This window comes from Pyramidobacter sp. C12-8, assembly GCF_002007215.1.
Lineage (GTDB): Bacteria > Synergistota > Synergistia > Synergistales > Dethiosulfovibrionaceae > Pyramidobacter.
This window is the reverse complement of the sequence record NZ_MUHX01000007.1, coordinates 96741-113081: the sequence shown is the minus strand read 5'-3', so window position 1 is coordinate 113081 and position 16341 is coordinate 96741. Positions and strand designations below refer to the sequence as shown.

The 16341-nt window shown below is 63.1% G+C and carries 17 protein-coding genes; 12 read left to right on the top strand and 5 right to left on the bottom strand.

Annotation, left to right across the window (positions count from 1 at the left end):
- Positions 1 to 191 precede the first annotated feature (191 nt).
- Positions 192 to 848 carry a YczE/YyaS/YitT family protein gene (locus B0D78_RS04345; RefSeq protein ID WP_078015766.1) on the bottom strand — a complete coding sequence of 219 codons (657 nt, stop codon included), beginning with the start codon at positions 846 to 848 and terminating at the stop codon, positions 192 to 194.
- Positions 849 to 987: 139 nt separating this feature from the next.
- Between B0D78_RS04345 and B0D78_RS04340 the strand changes: the two genes are divergently transcribed.
- Together B0D78_RS04340 and B0D78_RS04335 are read left to right on the top strand one after the other, a co-directional pair.
- On the top strand, positions 988 to 1962 hold the full coding sequence (locus B0D78_RS04340; RefSeq protein ID WP_168169999.1) for a hydroxyacid dehydrogenase: 975 nt from the start codon (positions 988 to 990) through the stop codon (positions 1960 to 1962).
- A gap of 40 nt (positions 1963 to 2002) precedes the next feature.
- Entirely contained in the window at positions 2003 to 2383 is a 381-nt protein-coding gene (locus B0D78_RS04335; RefSeq protein ID WP_078015764.1) for a NifB/NifX family molybdenum-iron cluster-binding protein, read from the top strand.
- 80 nt (positions 2384 to 2463) lie between these two features.
- On the opposite strand, the gene B0D78_RS04330 is transcribed toward B0D78_RS04335, so the two are convergent.
- Positions 2464 to 3345: a LysR family transcriptional regulator gene (locus B0D78_RS04330; protein ID WP_078015763.1), complete on the bottom strand. Its 882-nt coding sequence runs from the start codon at positions 3343 to 3345 to the stop codon at positions 2464 to 2466.
- 329 nt (positions 3346 to 3674) lie between these two features.
- On the opposite strand from B0D78_RS04330, the gene B0D78_RS04325 reads away from it, so the two are divergent.
- The 5 genes from B0D78_RS04325 (at position 3675) to B0D78_RS04305 (ending at position 8305) form a co-directional block, all read left to right on the top strand.
- On the top strand, positions 3675 to 4826 hold the full coding sequence (locus B0D78_RS04325; protein ID WP_078015762.1) for an ABC transporter substrate-binding protein: 1152 nt from the start codon (positions 3675 to 3677) through the stop codon (positions 4824 to 4826).
- 86 nt (positions 4827 to 4912) lie between these two features.
- The gene (locus B0D78_RS04320) at positions 4913 to 5866 is read left to right on the top strand and encodes a branched-chain amino acid ABC transporter permease (RefSeq protein WP_078015761.1); all 954 of its coding nucleotides are present in this window, start codon (positions 4913 to 4915) and stop codon (positions 5864 to 5866) included.
- Between the two features lie 79 nt (positions 5867 to 5945).
- Positions 5946 to 6806, top strand: a complete 861-nt coding sequence (locus tag B0D78_RS04315) for a branched-chain amino acid ABC transporter permease (protein WP_168170000.1) — start codon at positions 5946 to 5948, stop codon at positions 6804 to 6806.
- Positions 6803 to 7582, top strand: a complete 780-nt coding sequence (locus B0D78_RS04310; protein ID WP_078015759.1) for an ABC transporter ATP-binding protein — start codon at positions 6803 to 6805, stop codon at positions 7580 to 7582. Before B0D78_RS04315 ends, B0D78_RS04310 begins: the two co-directional genes overlap by 4 nt.
- Positions 7583 to 8305, top strand: a complete 723-nt coding sequence (locus tag B0D78_RS04305; protein ID WP_078015758.1) for an ABC transporter ATP-binding protein — start codon at positions 7583 to 7585, stop codon at positions 8303 to 8305. It begins immediately after the preceding gene.
- Positions 8306 to 8505: 200 nt separating this feature from the next.
- Here the strand turns inward: B0D78_RS04305 and B0D78_RS04300 are convergent, their stop codons facing one another.
- The 3 genes from B0D78_RS04300 to B0D78_RS04290 all read right to left on the bottom strand — a co-directional run bounded on the left by B0D78_RS04300 (position 8506) and on the right by B0D78_RS04290 (position 10171).
- Positions 8506 to 9501 (bottom strand): permease, encoded by a 996-nt coding sequence (locus tag B0D78_RS04300; protein ID WP_078015757.1) that lies wholly within the window; start codon positions 9499 to 9501, stop codon positions 8506 to 8508.
- Positions 9502 to 9577: 76 nt separating this feature from the next.
- Positions 9578 to 9820, bottom strand: coding sequence for a thioredoxin family protein (locus B0D78_RS04295; RefSeq protein WP_078015756.1), 243 nt, complete (start codon positions 9818 to 9820; stop codon positions 9578 to 9580).
- 12 nt (positions 9821 to 9832) lie between these two features.
- The gene (locus B0D78_RS04290; RefSeq protein WP_078015755.1) at positions 9833 to 10171 is read right to left on the bottom strand and encodes an ArsR/SmtB family transcription factor; all 339 of its coding nucleotides are present in this window, start codon (positions 10169 to 10171) and stop codon (positions 9833 to 9835) included.
- Positions 10172 to 10674: 503 nt separating this feature from the next.
- On the opposite strand from B0D78_RS04290, the gene B0D78_RS04285 reads away from it, so the two are divergent.
- From B0D78_RS04285 to gcvPB, 5 genes are all read left to right on the top strand, one after another.
- Entirely contained in the window at positions 10675 to 11673 is a 999-nt protein-coding gene (locus tag B0D78_RS04285) for a lipoate--protein ligase (RefSeq protein WP_078015754.1), read from the top strand.
- Between the two features lie 144 nt (positions 11674 to 11817).
- Positions 11818 to 12924, top strand: a complete 1107-nt coding sequence (gene gcvT, locus B0D78_RS04280) for a glycine cleavage system aminomethyltransferase GcvT (RefSeq protein ID WP_078015753.1) — start codon at positions 11818 to 11820, stop codon at positions 12922 to 12924.
- Between the two features lie 58 nt (positions 12925 to 12982).
- Positions 12983 to 13384: a glycine cleavage system protein GcvH gene (gcvH, locus tag B0D78_RS04275; RefSeq protein WP_078015752.1), complete on the top strand. Its 402-nt coding sequence runs from the start codon at positions 12983 to 12985 to the stop codon at positions 13382 to 13384.
- 108 nt (positions 13385 to 13492) lie between these two features.
- On the top strand, positions 13493 to 14845 hold the full coding sequence (gene gcvPA / locus B0D78_RS04270; protein ID WP_078015751.1) for an aminomethyl-transferring glycine dehydrogenase subunit GcvPA: 1353 nt from the start codon (positions 13493 to 13495) through the stop codon (positions 14843 to 14845).
- Positions 14845 to 16305, top strand: a complete 1461-nt coding sequence (gene gcvPB, locus B0D78_RS04265) for an aminomethyl-transferring glycine dehydrogenase subunit GcvPB (RefSeq protein ID WP_078015750.1) — start codon at positions 14845 to 14847, stop codon at positions 16303 to 16305. Before gcvPA ends, gcvPB begins: the two co-directional genes overlap by 1 nt.
- The last annotated feature ends 36 nt before the right edge of the window (positions 16306 to 16341 follow it).

Below are 16341 nucleotides of genomic sequence, written 5' to 3'. Positions count from 1 at the left end.
TCCGCGCCGAGATCACCGAACTCTGCGAGGCGAAACCGCTCTATCCCGGGCTGTATTGAACCGACGCCCCGGGCGGATCGAAATGAACGGCGCCGGACGGGGACTGCTCATGCAGCCGCCGGCCGGCGCCGTTGCGTTCGGCTTTTTGATTTAAGAAATAATATTCAGAGGCATTTATTGTTGAAGTGCGCTCAGCGGGGCGCTTTGGGGCTCAGAAGGTTCCTGGCGGTGGCGAGCAGATCCTCGTGTTCGATCGTGCTGACGTCGAAGCGCAGCAGCGAGAACACGGCCTGAAGGATAAAACTGATGCCGAAGACGGCGACGACGGTGCCGACGCCGATCTTGGCGCCGCAGAGCCAGCCGGTGAGCAGAGCGCCGCCTTCGATGGAAAACCGGATCACGCCTACGGGAGTGCGCGGGAAGCGCTTGCACAGGGCGACCATCAGTGCGTCGCGGGGGCCGCAGCTCAGCCCCGCGCCGATGTAAAAATAACTGCCCACGGCGATCAGAAGCTGTCCCGTCAAAAGCGTGGCGATGCCCGAGGGGAAGCCGGTCATCATGGGAATGACGCCGGCGGCGCGCAGCAGATCGGCAATGGGGCCGATGCAGGCGATGTCAAGCAGCGTGCCGAGCCCGATTTTTTCGCGCAGCAGCAGGTCGACGGCGAGGATGACCAGCCCCGATCCGGCCAGCACGGTCCCAAAACTCAACCCCAGCCGAGCGCCCACGCCCATGCTGAACGCTTCCCAAGGGCCGAGCCCCACGTTGGCCTGGATGTTGCAGCACGATCCCGTGCCGAAAAGCAGCAGCCCGAACAGCGCCCGGGCAATGCGTCGAGAGTAGTCCATCAGCGGTCCTCCTTCGTTCGGAGAAGATGGAACGATATTACCTTCTGCGGCGCCGGCGGTCAAGCAGGAGCGAGACAGGCGCGCGCGGCTCCGGCTCTCGGCGGAGCGAATGATCAGAGAACGAACGGAGGACGAGCTCATGAATGTTTTCCTTTGCGAACATCTGCACCGTGACGCCGTGGCCCTGCTGCGGTCGCGGGCTGAGATCGTCGCCGACTGGGGGCGTCTGGCGGAGTGCGACGGTCTGATCAGCCGCAATCTGAAGCTGCCGCGGGAAACACTGGAACGCGCGCCGCGGCTGAAGGTGATTGCCGTGCACGGCACGGGCAGCGACGGCATCGATCTGGAATGGTGCGCGGCCCGTAACATTACCGTAACCTACGTGCCTGCGCAGAATGCCGATTCGGTGGCGGAACTGATCGCTGCGCTGGCGTTGGATCTGATGCGCCGCGTGACCGCCGCCGACCGTGCGGTCCGTTCGGGGCGCCCCGTGAGAAGCGCGCCGCCGGAGTTTTGCGGGCGCGAACTGGCGGGCAAGACGCTGGGACTGATCGGCGTCGGAGACATCGCCCGGCGCGCAGCGCGCATTCTGCGCGAAGGGTTCGGTATGAAAGTCATCGGCTATTCGCCCTCGCTGACGCCCGAGAAAGTGAAAATGTTCCACGTGGAACATCGCCCTTCCGTTATCGACGTGATGCGGGGCGCCGACGTGATCTCGCTGGGCGTGCACCTGACGGGAGAGACCTTTCATCTGATCGGCGCCAAAGAACTGGCCGCGGCCAGAAAGGGCGCGGTGCTGATCAACACGTCGCGTGGGGGCGTCGTCGACGAGGAGGCGCTCTATGAGGCGCTGCGCGTCGGTCGGCTGGCGGGAGCCGCCTGCGACGTGTGGGAGCACGAGCCGCCGACGGCGGGACACCGGCTGCTCTCGCTGGACAACGTGATCGCCACGCCCCATCTCGGCGCTAACACGGACGAAGCGCTGCGCCGCGTCGGCACGGCGGCCGTGCAGGCGCTGTTCGACGTGTGCGAGGGAAGGAAGCCGCGCTGCGTTTACAGCGTCGAACACCCGCTGGGATTCGAAAACAGGGACGTCCTCCGCGACGGATCCTGATTCCTTTTCGGCTGCGTAAAATACAATGGAGGGATGAGACATGAAATTAGCGGTAACGTATGAGAACGGCGCGATCTTTCAGCATTTCGGACACACCGAAACGGTGAAGATCTACACGATCGAAAACGGCGCGGTCGGCGCCTCGGAAGTGATCGGCACGGAGGGGCACGGGCACGGCGCGCTGGCGGCCTTTTTGAAGGAAAGGGGCGTCGAGGCGCTGATCTGCGGCGGTTTGGGCGGCGGCGCGGTGGCGGCGCTGCAGGAGGCGGGGATCGCCATTTACGCCGGCAATCAGGGCAGCGCGGACGAAGCTGCCGCGAAGTTCGCCGCCGGACAGCTTTCCGCCAACGCCGAGGCGAACTGCCATCATCACGATCACGGCGCGGAACATTCCTGCGGAAACGGCTCGTGCCGCCATTAGCATTGGCAAGGAACGCTTCGTCCGCCGACAAAAAATCCGGCCCCGAAAAGGGACCGGATTTTTTGTCGGCGGACGGCGTGTTACGGCAAGCGCCTGTTTTTGAGGAATTCGCCGCGGGCGAAGGCGGCGAACGTGCGCGCCGCCGGCGAGAGAAACTCTTCCTTCGGCCAGGCCAGGCCGATCTTGACGGTTTCGGGCGGGTCGAGCGGCACGCTGACCACGCGCGGGCTGGGCGGCCGCTGCAGAATGCCGTTCATCAGCGCCACGCCGAGGCCGGCTTCGATCATGGCGAAGGCGGCGCTGACCTCGGAGGTGGAGCAGCGCGCCGCAGCCGTGACGCCGCGGGCGGCGAAGTAGCGCGAGTTGTCGCTCTCGCGGCCGGGGTACATTTCGATGTAGGGTTCGCTGGCGAACGCTTCGGCGGGGAAGGCGCCGCGGGCGACGGACCAGTGCCCGGCGGGCACCCAGACGACCAGCTTGTCGTTGCAAAGCGGCGTCCACTGAAAGCTGCCCTCGCGCCGGCTGATGACGCAGAAGTCGGCGCGTCCCTCTTCGACCATGGCGGCCAGGTCGCTGCTCAACCCCTCGGCGATGGAAACGGCGATGCCGGGATGAAGCCGTCCGAACTCGGCCGCGAGACGGGCCAGCAGCGGATAATAAACGCCGTACGCCGCCCCGACGGTGACGCTGCCGCATTCGACGCCGCGGATCTGGGCGGACGTTTCGGCGAACTGTCCGGCGGCGCGCACCAGCTCGCGCAGGACGGGCAGCAGCAGCTCGCCCTCGCGCGTCAGATTGACGCCGATATGGTTGCGGCGCAGCAGCGGGAAGCCGGCCTCTTTTTCCAGCGAAGCGATGATGCGGCTCACGCCCGACGGAGTGTAACCAAGCTCTTCGGCGGCGGTGGTCAGCGAACCGTTTTCGACGGCCCGCAGCAGCACGGCGCATTTTTTCGTGTCCATGGCGTCTCCTTTGCTATGAGAAAGAATCAAGGGCTTTTTGTTTTTTTTGACGATAGATCATCGGCGGCGCTTTGTCAAACGTTCGCGGCGGAGGCGGACGGCCGTTCGCCGTTCCGGGCGAGTTCTTCCGCGGACGCGCACGTTGCCGAAATCTCATGCCATGAATTGCGTTTTCAGCAAAACGCAAATGATTTATTCGGACGCAAAAGAACGATAAACGCGGCGTGTTTCTATAATATTCGCTGCATAAAAATAACTTGCTTCGAAAGATAAGTTATGTTAAGATTTTCGTGTAACAAACTTTATATTTTAAAAATGGAGGTGCCAGCGTGAAAAAGTTCCTATCGATTGTTGTGGCAGTTGCGATGTTCGCGTTCCCGGCGTTCGCCGCGGAGGAAGTGTTGGTCGGCGAGATTTCGACTTCGACGGGCGACTTTGCCGCTTACGGCTTCGCCGAAGTCGAGTCGGTGAAGATCGCCCTCGAAGAGATCAACGCCGCCGGCGGCGTCAAGGTCGGCGACGCGATGCTGCCGATGCGCGTCATTCAGTACGACTGCCGCACGCGCAACGAAGACATGGTCAACGCGGCGCGTCGCCTCGTCAATCAGGACAAGGTCGTCGCCGTCATCGGCCCGAGCGGTTCCGGGCTGTGCATTTCCGCCGCCGCCGTGTTCAACCGCGGTCACGTGCCTCACCTCGGCACGCTGCCGACGAACCCGATGGTGACCATGGACGAGCGCGGCAAGGTACGTCCCTACAACTTCCGCATTTGTTTCCTCGACCCGTATCAGGGCGCTATCCTGGCCACGTTCGCGGTCAAGAACCTGAACCTCATGAAGGCCGCCGTGCTGTACGACGTGTCCAGCGACTACTCGCAGGGGCTGCGCGAGTTCTTCGTCAACGAGTACAAGAAGATGGGCGGCGAGGTTGTGGCCGACGAAGGGCACCGCGGCGAAGACGTCGATTTCCGCGCCCAGCTGACCAAGTTCAAGGAAGCCAAGCCCGACATCCTCGTGTTCCCGACGATGGGCAAGTGTACGCCTCTGGCGATCAAACAGGCCCGCGAGATGGGCTTCACCTGCCCGATCATCGGCGGCGACGGTTACGGCGACTTCTGGTGGGAGATCGCCGGCGACGCCATGGAAAACACCTACTGGGTCAGCCACGTGGACAAGGGCGACCCGAAGCTGAAGGGGTTCTTCGACAAGTTCGAGCAGAAGACCGGCACCGAGTGCAAGGAATTCATGAACGCGATGATGGCTTACGACTGCGTGTACTGGCTGAAGGACGCCGTCGAACGCGCCGGCAGCCTCGATCCCGAAAAGGTCCGCGACGCTCTCGAGCAGACCAAAGATCTGAAGCTGATGCACTGCACGCTGACCATGGACGAGTTCCATAACCCCAAGGGCAAGGAAGGCATCATGCTCAAGGCTGAAGGCGGCAAGACGAGCTACTTTGCCACGATCAAGCCCGAAATGTAAAAAGCGTTTTCAAATCCGACGGGTTCACTGCAAGGGGCGGCGGCGCAAGGGCCGCCGCCCCTTCGTCATGAAAGGGAGGAGTCGTCGTGGCAACCTTTCTGCAACAAGTCGTCAACGGTCTCTCGCTGGGCTCCGTTTACGCGCTGATCGCGGTCGGGTATTCGCTGGTGTACTCGATCCTGCTGTTTTCCAATTTCGCTCACGGCGGTTTTCTCGTCGTGGGCGGTTACGCGGCCTACGGCATGCTCAACTCTATGGGCATGAATATCTGGCTCGCCGGCGCGGGCGCGATCCTCGCCGCAGGCGTCGTCGCCATCGTCACCGAGCGCATGGCCTACCGGCCGATCCGCGAGCGCACGTCGGCCACGCTTTATTTATTGATCGCCTCGATGGGCGTTTCCATCGTCATCGAGAACATTTTCGTCGTCACCATCGGCGGCCGTTACCGCGCGCTGCCCGAGGTGTTCCCCTCGCAGCCGATCGTCCTTGCGGCGCGCGCCGCCGGCGCGGCGGGCGAGTCGGTGATGAGGTTTTTCCCCGGCGCGGCCGAGGGGCTGACGCCGCTGCTGACGATCAGCGCCTTCGATCTGATCTCGCTGGGCGTGACGGTCGTCTTCCTGCTGCTGCTGCAGATGTTTTTGATGCGCACGCGCTGGGGGCTGGCGATCCGCGCCGCGGCCTGCGACCTGCGCACGGCGGGGCTGATGGGCGTCAACGTCAATCTGTTGATCGCCATCGTCTTCTTCGTCGCCGGCGCGCTGGCGGCGGTGGGCGGCATCTTCCTGGCGACGCGCTACACGCTTTATCCGCAACTGGGCAACATGATCACCACCAAAGCCTTCGTGGCGGCGGTGATCGGCGGTCTCGGCAGCCTGCCTGGCGCGGTGATCGGCGGCATCCTGCTGGGGCTGGCGGAAATGCTGACGGCCGGGTTCATCAGCAGCCAGATGCGCGACTTCGTCGTCTTCGCGCTGCTGATCGCGACGCTGATCATCAAGCCGTCCGGCCTGTTCGGCCGCGACATCCGCGACAAGGTGTAGAGGAGGGACCGTCATGAAAAAATCGCTTCTCGGCGCTCTGTCCCTCGCGGCTTTGGGCGCGGTCCTGGCTTACGTGCCGATGGATTATTACACGGAAGGGATCCTCATGCTGCTGTGCATCAACATGATCGCGGCCATGGGCGTGTCGCTGCTGACGGGCTTCACCGGCATCTTCACGTTGGGGCACGCGGCCTACATGGCCATGGGCGCGTACACGGCGGCGATCCTGATCATGAACTACGACGTAGCCTGGCTCCCGTCCGTGCTCGCCGGCGGCGTGCTGGCCGCGGCGCTGGCCTGGGTCGTCGGCGTGCCGACGATGAAGCTGACGGGCGACTATTACGCTATCGCTTCGCTGGGATTGTGCGAGGCCATCCGCCTCGTGATCGAGAACTGGCAGTCGGTGACGCGCGGCGCGCGCGGCATTCCCGGCATCGATCCCTACACCACGCGCGCCGTGGCGGTGTGGTTCTTCGTGGTTCTGGCGCTGTTCATGTTCAACCTGATTTACAGCCGCTGGGGACGCTACTTCCGCGCCTGCCGCGACGACGTCACGGCGGCGTCGCTGCTGGGCTTCAACACGCCGAGCATCCGCCTCGTCTCGCTGCTGATCTCCGCGTTCTACTGCGGCATCGCCGGCGCGCTGCTGGGCGGCTACCTCAGCTTCATCCAGCCGGCCATGTTCGACATGATGAAGTCCACCGAACTGACCTCGCTGGTGGTCTTCGGCGGCCTCGGCTCGATGAGCGGCACGCTGCTGGCGACCGGCATCATCACGCTGATCACCGAACTGTTCCGTCCCATCTCGCAGTACCGCATGCTGATCTACGGCGCCGTGCTGGTGATGGTCATGGTGCTGCGCCCCGACGGCCTGCTGGGCAGCCGCGAGATCTGGGAGTTCCGCCGCGCGCGCGGGACGAAGAAGGAGGAATCGCGATGAACGCGCCCATCCTTGAGATCCTCAACATCAACAAGTCGTTCGGCGGCGTGCACGCCGTCAAGGACGTCAGCTTCAAGATCGAGCAGGGCGAGCTGATGGGGCTGATCGGTCCCAACGGCGCGGGTAAGACGACGGTCTTCAACCTGATCACCAACGTCTATCCGATCGACTCCGGCGACATCATCTTCGACGGTCTCAGCACGATCCGCCTCAAGTCCTATCAGGTGATCCGCCGCGGCATCGCCCGTACCTTCCAGAACCTGCGCCTGTTCGGCAAGTCCACCGTGCTCGACAACGTCATGACCGCCGCTCAGGTGCATCATACCTACGGTTTTACCGAGTCCATCACTCATCTGGGGCGCTGGCGCAGCTGCGAGGAGATCACGCGTCGCCGCAGCATGGAGTTCCTCGAGCGCGTCGGGCTGGCGAGTCGCGCCGCTCAGACGGCCGGCACGCTGCCCTACGGCATGCAGCGCCGCCTCGAGATCGCCCGCGCTCTGGCGCTGGAACCGATCCTGCTGTTGCTCGACGAGCCGGCCGCGGGCATGAACCCCGAAGAAGTGGCCGACCTGAACAAACTGATTACGGGCATCCACCGCGACCTGGAACTGACCATCCTCGTGATCGAGCACCACATGGACCTGATCATGCAGATCTGCCCGCACATCGTCTGCGTGAACTTCGGCGCCAAGATCGCCGAGGGCGGTCCCGACGACATCCGCAAAAATCCCGAGGTGCTCAAAGCCTATCTGGGCGACGACGAGGAGGCGATCTGAATGGCCGGACTGCTCGAAGTGAAAGAACTCTGCGTCAGCTACGGCGCGATCCGCGCGCTCGACAGCGTGTCGCTGTCCATCCCCGCCGGCGAGATCGTTTCCGTCATCGGCGCCAACGGCGCGGGCAAGTCCACGCTGATGAGCGCCGTCATGGGGCAGGTACCGTATCATTCCGGCGAGATCGAGTTCGAAGGCAAGCCGCTGCCGCGCCGCTCGTTTCAAGTCGTCAAGGCGGGCATTTCGCTTTCGCCGGAAGGGCGCCGCATCTTCGCGCCGCTGACCGTGCTGGAAAATTTGCAGATCGGCGCGTTCCCCCGCAGCGGCGGCGATTCCGAGAAAACGGTCAAGGAAGACATGGACTGGGTGTTCTCGCTGTTCCCGCGCCTCGAAGAACGCATTAACCAGTACGCCGGCACGCTCTCCGGCGGCGAGCAGCAGATGCTCGCCGTGGCCCGGGCGCTGATGTCCAAGCCGCGGCTGCTGCTGCTCGACGAGCCGTCGCTGGGGCTGGCTCCCGTGATCATCAGAGACATCTTCCGCGAGCTGCGCCGCATCAACGAAAAAGGGCTCACCATCCTGCTCGTGGAACAGAACGCCCGGCAGGCGCTGCTGCTCTCGCAGCACGCCTTCGTGCTCCAGACCGGCCGCATCGTCAAACAGGCCCCGTCGCGCGATCTGCTCGCCGACCCCGAGATCGCCGCGGCCTATCTGGGCGGCAGGTAGCGTTCCCGGCTATATATATTTCTTAATTAAAAAGCCGAACACAAGAGCGCCCCGAGGGAGAATCACAAAGCGAGCCGCACAGTCTGCGTAACTTGCTTTGTGGATCTTCCCCGGGGCGCTCTTGTTGCTCAGTGTTTTATGTGTAGAAGAATAGTATGGTACTGGCTTTCTAATCGAGAAAACTTCTGTGGAAATCAGCGTCAAATGAAGAAACGCTCGAACGCGTTGAAGCCGAAGCCGATCGCCGTGATGCCCAGCGCGACGATGCCGGTGAAGACCGCCAGCAGCCTCGGCTTGACGGCCTGGCGCAGCATGACGAGCGACGGCAGCGACAGCGCCGTGACGGCCATCATGAACGACAGCACCGTGCCCAGGCCCGCGCCCTTGGCGTAAAGCGCCTCGGCGATCGGGATCGTGCCGAAGATGTCGGCGTACATGGGGATCCCCACGACGGTCGCCGCCACGACGGCGAGCGGATTACCGCCGCCCAGCAGCCTGACGACGAACTCGCGCGGCAGCCAGTTGTGGATCAGCGCGCCGACGCCGACGCCGATGAGAATGTAGCGGAACACTTTTTTCAGCGTGAACAGCATCTGTCCCTTGGCGTAGGCGAGGCGGTCGCGCGCGGCCAGCTCTGGCGAGTCGAGGTCGGCAGCTCCGATCGACCTGACGAACGGTTCGACGTACTTCTCCATGCCCATACGGTCGAGCGCCGTGCCGCCGGCGACGGCCAGCGCGATGCCGACGGCCACGTAGGCGGCGGCGATGCGCGCGCCGAAGATGCTTGTCAGCAGGATCAGCGAGCCGAGATCGACGAGCGGCGACGAGATCAGGAACGAGAAGGTCACGCCTACGGGCAGTCCGGCGCTGGTGAAGCCGATGAACAACGGGATCGAAGAGCAGCTGCAAAACGGCGTTACCGTCCCCAGCAGGGCACTGGCGGTGTTGGCCGCAAGACCGTGCATGCGCCCGAGGATCCTTTTGGTGCGTTCGGGCGGGAAATAGCTCTGGATATAGGAAATGACGAAGATCAATGTCGAGAGCAGAATGACGATCTTGGTCACGTCGAAGAAAAAGAACTGCAAACTGCCGCCCAGCCGCGTGGATGTGTCCACGCCGCAGGCCGTCAGCGCCCGGCCGGCGAGGTCGTTGAGCCAGCGCATGGCGAGAATCTGGTGCTGAATGAAATCCCACATGGGAAAAGAAACATCCTTTCATGGCGTGAAGAGGCGGCGCGGAAAACGAAGAGCCGCCCCTTCACGCAAAACTGCGTTATCTGTATTTTTCCAGCAGCGCGGCGGCCTGCGCCGCGCTGGGAACCGAACCGGCCAGAACGACCTTGCCGTCCACCGCGACCGCCGGCGTGCCGATGATGCCCATGGCCGTCATCTTTTTCAGATCTCCGACGAACTCGATCTGAGCGTCAAGCTTTAGCCGCTCGGCCGCCTCGCGCACGTTGTTCTCCGTCTCGCGGCAGCGCGCGCAGCCCATGCCGAATACCTGGATCAGCTTCATTTTTTGTCCTCCTCATGGCCGCCGCCGCGGCATTTTTTGTTTCAGCGCGTCCGCGCTCCCGCAGGGAGTTCCGTTCAGGGCGCGGCGCACGCACTCCAGCGCGCCGGGCAGGCAGGTCAGCTTCAGCGAGTACCAGCTGTTGACGCCGCGCTTTTCGACGCGCAGGACGTTTTTCTCGACCATCAGCGCCAAATGCTTGCTCACCGTGGTGCGGTCCAGCGTCGGGAAAAGCTCCGCGATCTTGCAGGCGCACAGCTCGCCCTGAGCGAGCGCTTCCAGAATGAGCAGCCGTGCCGGATGGGCGACGGCCTTGAACACAGCGGCGCAGCTTTTCAGGTCATCTTGATTCATGAGGTTCTCCTTTCATGACTGACGTTCACGTTTATGTGAAATAAGTGCCACGTGACTTTTACGCCACATATTGTAGCGTGAACTCAAAATTTTGCAAGGGGCGATTCTTTACGGTTTTCCGTCCACGGATGGCGTATGGCATCGCCACGATTTCGTGTGACGCGGGAATAAAAACTGTCTTTGAGCAGCGCCGCGAGAAAATTGCTTTTTACTTCAATAGTGTGAGTTGTATAAGTCTAACTTACAAATCGAATAATGTCATGACTTCTCTCTCTCAGCGCTTCAAAGAAAATATCAAGTGCGAATATTCACATTTGTCAGTGTAGATTATTTCTAGTTTGATTACTATGATTCGCGGGGTTCTTGCTTGAAAAAAACGGACGGGTAATTTATGATTATATTGTCTTAGAGGTAATATTATTTTACGGCGATTGAAGAAACTTGCGTCGGATTGATGTATCGATGCGGATGTAAAAAAATCGCGCGCACGAGAGGAGAATTTTATGGACATTGTCAGGACCCGCCTGGTTCGCTCGCCGGTGTGCAATCCGTGGAGAAATCTCGCCTGGGAAGAATATCTGACGAAGAACTGCGCGGACGACGAAGCGATCTTTTATCTCTGGCAGAACGCCCACACCGTGGTGATCGGGCGCAATCAGAACGCCTGGGCCGAGTGCCGCATCGAACTGATGGAGAAGGAAGGCGTGACGCTGGCCCGCCGTTCGACGGGCGGCGGCGCGGTCTATCACGACCTGGGCAACCTGAACTTCTCCTTCGTCGTGCCGCGCGGGCATTACGACATGACGCGGCAGCTCAACGTGATCCTGTCGGCGCTGAAAACGCTGGGCGTGAACGCGGAGTTCACCGGGCGCAACGACCTGACCGTGGACGGCCGCAAATTTTCCGGCAACGCCTATCAGCTGACACGGCGCGTCGGACTGCATCACGGCACGCTGCTGGTCGGTTCCGACATGTCGGTGCTGCCGCGTTACCTCAACGTCGATCCCGAAAAGCTCAAGAACAAGGGCGTCAAGTCGGTGGCGTCGCGCGTCGTCAACCTGAAGGAAGCGGAACCGTCGTTGACGGTGGAGAAGATGTACGCGCCGCTGGAAGAAGCCTTTCTGGCGGAGTACGGCCGCGGCTGCGTGAGGCGCGAGGACTCTCTGCCGGACGACGATTTGTACCGCGAACTGTACGCCCGTTACAGCAGCCGCGAGTGGCTGCTGGGGCGCTCGCCGCAGTGCGAGGCGACGCTGCGCCGGCGTTTCGCCTGGGGCGGCGTGCAGCTGTGCTTCGACATCGAAGACGCCGCGGTGAAGGATCTGCGCGTCTTTTCCGACGCCATGGACGGCGAACTGATCCAGGCGGCGGAGAAGTGCCTCGACGGCCAGCCCTTCGAGTGGGACGTGCTGGCGCAGGCGCTGGAACGCGCGTTCCCGCGGCAGGCTGAAATGGGCGACCTGGCCGCGTGGTTCCGCGAACATCCGGCGCTGCAGGCATAACGGCGCGGATTCCGGCGTATTTCACGTCCGCCCCTTGCGGACGGGCGCGTTTTTTGTATGTAAAAGCAGGCATCCCTGCGGGTGCCGGGGGTTGGCGGCGCCGCCGTGCAGGCTGCGCCTTTTGAGAAAGCAGGAGGTCAAAAGATGAAGAGAACCCCGATGTACGAGTGCCACGTGGCCGCAGGCGGCCGCATGGTCGATTTCGGCGGCTGGGAGCTGCCGGTGCAGTACGAGTCGACGGGCATCAAGACCGAGCACTTGAACGTGCGCGCCAAGGCCGGTTTGTTCGACGTCTCCCACATGGGCGAAGTGACGGTGGTCGGCCCCAAGGCCGAAGCCTGGATCTCCGGCCTTGTCACCAACGACGTGACGGGGATGCACGACGGCCAGGTGCAGTACAACATCATGTGCACCCCCACGGGCGGCGTCGTCGACGATCTGCTGGTCTACCGCTACACCAGGGAGCGCTATCTGCTCGTCATCAACGCAGCGAACGTGGAGAAGGACTGGGCCTGGTTCAACGACCACCTGACCGACGGCGTGAAGATCGAGAACATCTCCATGCAGACGGCTGAAGTGGCCCTGCAGGGCCCCAACGCCGAGGCGATCCTCAGGAAGATCGTCGATTTCGATCCCGCGGCGCTGGAGTTCTTCCACTTCAAGGATCCCGTCGAAGTGGGGGGCATCAAGGCCATCGTCAGCCGCACCGGCTACACCGGCGAGGACGGCTTCGAGATCTACGTGGACTGGAGCAAGGGCGCCGAGCTGTGGAACGTCGTCATGGAGGCCGGCAAGGACCTCGGCCTGATGCCGATCGGCCTGGGCGCGCGCGACAGCCTTCGCTTCGAGGCCGGGCTGCCGCTGTGCGGGCAGGAATTCACCGACACGCTCGGCCCGCTGGAAGCCGGATTCGGCTTCTTCGTCAAGGTCGACAAGGCGGGCGGCTTCATCGGCCAGCCGGTGCTCAAGCAGCAGAAGGCCGATGGCCTGAAGCGCAAGATCGTGGCCGCGAAACTGATCGACAAGGGCGTGCCGCGCCACGAGATGGAAGTGGCCGACAAGGACGGCAACGTCATCGGCGTGGTCACGACGGGCGGCTACGGCCCCTCGCTGGACGCCAACCTGGCCAACTGCCTTGTGAACGTGCCCGCGCCGGCCGTGGGCGAGAACCTGTGGATCATGATCCGCGGCAAGGCCAAGAAGGCCGAAGTGGTGAAGAAGCCCTTCTACAAGAAGAGCTACAAGAAGTAGTTTTCGGCGCTGAAAAAATTTTGCGGAAATCTCTAAAATTTCAAGGAGGATACTGACAATGACGACCAAAGTTCTGCCTGAGCTGAAGTACACCAAGGACCACGAGTGGATCAAGATCGACGCCGACGGCTTCGGCCTGATGGGCATCACTGACCACGCGCAGCACGCCATGGGCGATCTCGTTTACATCGAACTGCCCGACGTCGACCGCGAGGTGAAGGCTCACGAAGCCGCCGTGATCGCCGAGTCCGTCAAGGGCGCCAACGACGTGTTCGCCCCCGTGTCCGGCACGGTGGTGGAGGTCAACTCCGAGCTTGAGGACGCGCCCGAAAAGGTCAACGCCGATCCGTACGGCAGCTGGATGGTCAAGCTGAAGCCCGCCGATCTGAAGGAGCTGGACAGTCTGCTCGACGCCGCCGCCTATCAGGCGCTGGTGGAGAAGGAAGAAGCGGAGGCGTAGTTCCGGCTACGGGAAGTCTCGTCCGGAGACGGGACCGCCGCTTTCCGGACGAAATTTCCCGCCGGAAGACCGTGATTTTTGAGCCGATCAATGGAGGTGTTCAACTTTATGAGCCAATATATCCCCAACACCGAGGCTGATCGCCGCGCGATGCTCGACGTCATCGGCGTCGCGTCGATCGACGAACTGTTCTCGGACATTCCCGCCCAGGTCCGTCTGGCCAAGGCGCTCGACCTGCCCGAGGCGCTTTCCGAGCCTGAACTGGCGCGCCATCTGCGCGCGCTGTCGGAAAAGAACAAGAACCTCGACGAGCTGACCTGTTTTCTGGGCGCCGGCTCCTACGACCATTTCATCCCCGCCGCGGTCGATACGATCGTTTCGCGCGGCGAGTTCGTCACCAGCTACACGCCCTATCAGCCGGAAGCGGCGCAGGGCACGCTGCAGGCCATCTTCGAGTACCAGACCATGGTCTGCGAGCTGACCGGCATGGAAGTCTCCAACGCTTCGATGTACGACGGCGCCACCGCCGCCGCCGAAGCGATGGTGATCGCCGCCGCCGAAACGCGCCGTTCGCGCCTGCTCGTCGCGTGCAGCGTCAATCCCGAAACGGTCCGCGTGCTCGGCACCTACTGCTGGAGCCGCGGCTACGAACTGACCGTCCTGCCCTGCAAGAATGGTCAGCTTGATCGCGAAGCCCTGAACGCCGAACTGGCCAAGGGCGACGTGGCGGCGCTGCTGCTGCAGACGCCCAGCTTCTTCGGCGTGGTCGAGGATCTGACCGGATTGGCTGACGAACTGCACGCGGCCAAGGCCCTGCTGATCGTCTCCACCGACCTGCTGGCGCTGGGCTGCCTCAAAGCTCCCGGCGAGCTCGGCGCGGACGTGGTCGTCGGCGACGGGCAGAGTGTCGGCAGCAACGTCAGCTTCGGCGGCCCCGCCTTCGGCTTCATGGCCGCCACCAAGAAACTGATGCGCAAGATGCCCGGCCGCATCGTCGGCCGGACCAAGGACGTCAAGGGGCGCGACTGCTACGTGCTCACCCTGCAGGCTCGCGAACAGCACATCCGCCGCGAGAAGGCCACGTCGAACATCTGCTCCAACCAGAACCTGTGCATCGTCGCCACTTCGGTCTATCTTAGCCTGATGGGGCCGCAGGGGCTGCGCGAAGTGGACGAGCGGATTCTCGCCAAGACGGCCTACGCCGTGGACGCGCTGGTCAAGACTGGCAAGTTCCGTCCGGCTTTTGCCGCCGCGCCCGCGTTCCGCGAGGTCGTGCTGATCTGCGACGAACCCGTCGCCAGCCTCAACGCGCGCCTGCTCGAGGCCGGGATCCTCGGCGGCCTCGACCTCTCCAGGAGCCATCCCGAACTCGGTAACGCCTGGCTGCTGGCTGTGACCGAACAGCGCACGAAGGAAGAAATCGACCGCCTTGTGTCGATCGCCGCAGGAGGTGACCGCTAATGCTCCGCCCTGTTGAATCCCTTTTCGAAGCCAGCCGTCCTGGCCGCATCGGTTACTCGCTGCCCAGGCTCGACGTCCCCGCCGCGCCGGCGGACGCGCTTGGCGGCATGGGCCGCACGGAAGCTCCCCGTCTGCCGGAGATGGCGGAAGTGGACGTGGTGCGCCACTTCACGCGCCTGTCCCATCTCAACTTCTCCGTCGACGAAGGCTTCTATCCGCTCGGTTCCTGCACCATGAAGTACAATCCCAAGATCAACGAAGCGGCCGCCCGCCTGCCCGGCTTCGCCCGCATCCACCCGCTGCAGCCGGAATGTACCGTGCAGGGCGCGCTCGGCCTGATCCACGACCTGTCCGCCATGCTGGCGGAGATCACCGGCATGTCGGCCGTCACGCTGCAGCCGGCCGCCGGCGCTCACGGCGAACAGACCGGCCTGATGCTGATCAAGAAGTACCACGAAGACCGCGGCGACCTCAAGCGCACCAAGATCATCGTCCCCGATTCGGCCCACGGCACCAACCCCGCTTCGGCCACCGTCACCGGCTTCGAGCCGGTAGCCGTGCCTTCCGACAAGGACGGCATGGTCGACCTGAACGAGCTGGCCAAGCTGATGGACGACACCGTGGCCGGACTGATGCTGACCAACCCCAACACGCTGGGCATCTTCGAGAAGCACATCCTCGAGCTGACCGACATGATCCACAAGGCCGGCGGCCTGTGCTACTACGACGGAGCCAACGCCAACGCGATCGTCGGCCAGGTGCGCCCCGGCGACATGGGCTTCGACGTGCTGCATCTCAACCTGCACAAGACCTTCAGCACGCCGCACGGCGGCGGCGGCCCCGGCGCGGGCGCGGTCGGCGTCAACGAAAAGCTGCTGCCCTATCTGCCCACGCCCATCGTGGTCCGCAAGGACGGCGCCTACACGCTGGAAACGAAGGCCGAACATCCCAAGAGCATCGGCAGCGTGCGCAGCTTCTACGGCAACTTCGGCGTGCTGGTGCGCGCCTACGCGTACATCCGCAACCTTGGCGCCGCCGGGCTGAAGGAAGTCTCCGACATCGCCGTGCTGAACGCCAACTATCTGGCCGCGAAGATCGGGAAGTTCTACCCGCTCGCTGTCAACGGCTTCTGCAAGCACGAGTTCGTGGCCGACGGCAGCGAGCTCAAGCACGAGACCGGCGTGTCCACCATGGACGTCGCCAAAGGCCTGATCGACGCCGGCTATCATCCGCCCACGACCTACTTCCCGCTCATCGTCCACGAGGCGCTGATGATCGAGCCGACGGAGACCGAGTCCAGGGAGACGCTCGACGGCTTTGTCGACGCTCTGCAGAAGATCGTCGAAGAAGCCAAGGCCAAGGGGGCGGAAGAGTTCCACGCCAAACCGCACAGCACCGTGATCGCGCGTCCCGACGAAACCGAAGCGGCGCGCCATCCGGTCCTGCGCTGGCAGTTCTAGCATTGAAGTGAAACGTTAAAACGCGAAGCGATCGCG

What these genes read in the sequence shown, in the direction of transcription:
- B0D78_RS04345 (WP_078015766.1), bottom strand. Translation starts at nt 848, where the DNA reads ATGGACTACTCTCGACGCATTGCCCGGGCGCTGTTCGGGCTGCTGCTT.
- B0D78_RS04340 (WP_168169999.1), top strand. Translation starts at nt 988, where the DNA reads ATGAATGTTTTCCTTTGCGAACATCTGCACCGTGACGCCGTGGCCCTG.
- B0D78_RS04335 (WP_078015764.1), top strand. Translation starts at nt 2,003, where the DNA reads ATGAAATTAGCGGTAACGTATGAGAACGGCGCGATCTTTCAGCATTTC.
- B0D78_RS04330 (WP_078015763.1), bottom strand. Translation starts at nt 3,345, where the DNA reads ATGGACACGAAAAAATGCGCCGTGCTGCTGCGGGCCGTCGAAAACGGT.
- B0D78_RS04315 (WP_168170000.1), top strand. Translation starts at nt 5,946, where the DNA reads ATGGATTATTACACGGAAGGGATCCTCATGCTGCTGTGCATCAACATG.
- B0D78_RS04310 (WP_078015759.1), top strand. Translation starts at nt 6,803, where the DNA reads ATGAACGCGCCCATCCTTGAGATCCTCAACATCAACAAGTCGTTCGGC.
- B0D78_RS04305 (WP_078015758.1), top strand. Translation starts at nt 7,583, where the DNA reads ATGGCCGGACTGCTCGAAGTGAAAGAACTCTGCGTCAGCTACGGCGCG.
- B0D78_RS04300 (WP_078015757.1), bottom strand. Translation starts at nt 9,501, where the DNA reads ATGTGGGATTTCATTCAGCACCAGATTCTCGCCATGCGCTGGCTCAAC.
- B0D78_RS04295 (WP_078015756.1), bottom strand. Translation starts at nt 9,820, where the DNA reads ATGAAGCTGATCCAGGTATTCGGCATGGGCTGCGCGCGCTGCCGCGAG.
- B0D78_RS04290 (WP_078015755.1), bottom strand. Translation starts at nt 10,171, where the DNA reads ATGAATCAAGATGACCTGAAAAGCTGCGCCGCTGTGTTCAAGGCCGTC.
- B0D78_RS04285 (WP_078015754.1), top strand. Translation starts at nt 10,675, where the DNA reads ATGGACATTGTCAGGACCCGCCTGGTTCGCTCGCCGGTGTGCAATCCG.
- gcvT (WP_078015753.1), top strand. Translation starts at nt 11,818, where the DNA reads ATGAAGAGAACCCCGATGTACGAGTGCCACGTGGCCGCAGGCGGCCGC.
- gcvH (WP_078015752.1), top strand. Translation starts at nt 12,983, where the DNA reads ATGACGACCAAAGTTCTGCCTGAGCTGAAGTACACCAAGGACCACGAG.
- gcvPA (WP_078015751.1), top strand. Translation starts at nt 13,493, where the DNA reads ATGAGCCAATATATCCCCAACACCGAGGCTGATCGCCGCGCGATGCTC.
- gcvPB (WP_078015750.1), top strand. Translation starts at nt 14,845, where the DNA reads ATGCTCCGCCCTGTTGAATCCCTTTTCGAAGCCAGCCGTCCTGGCCGC.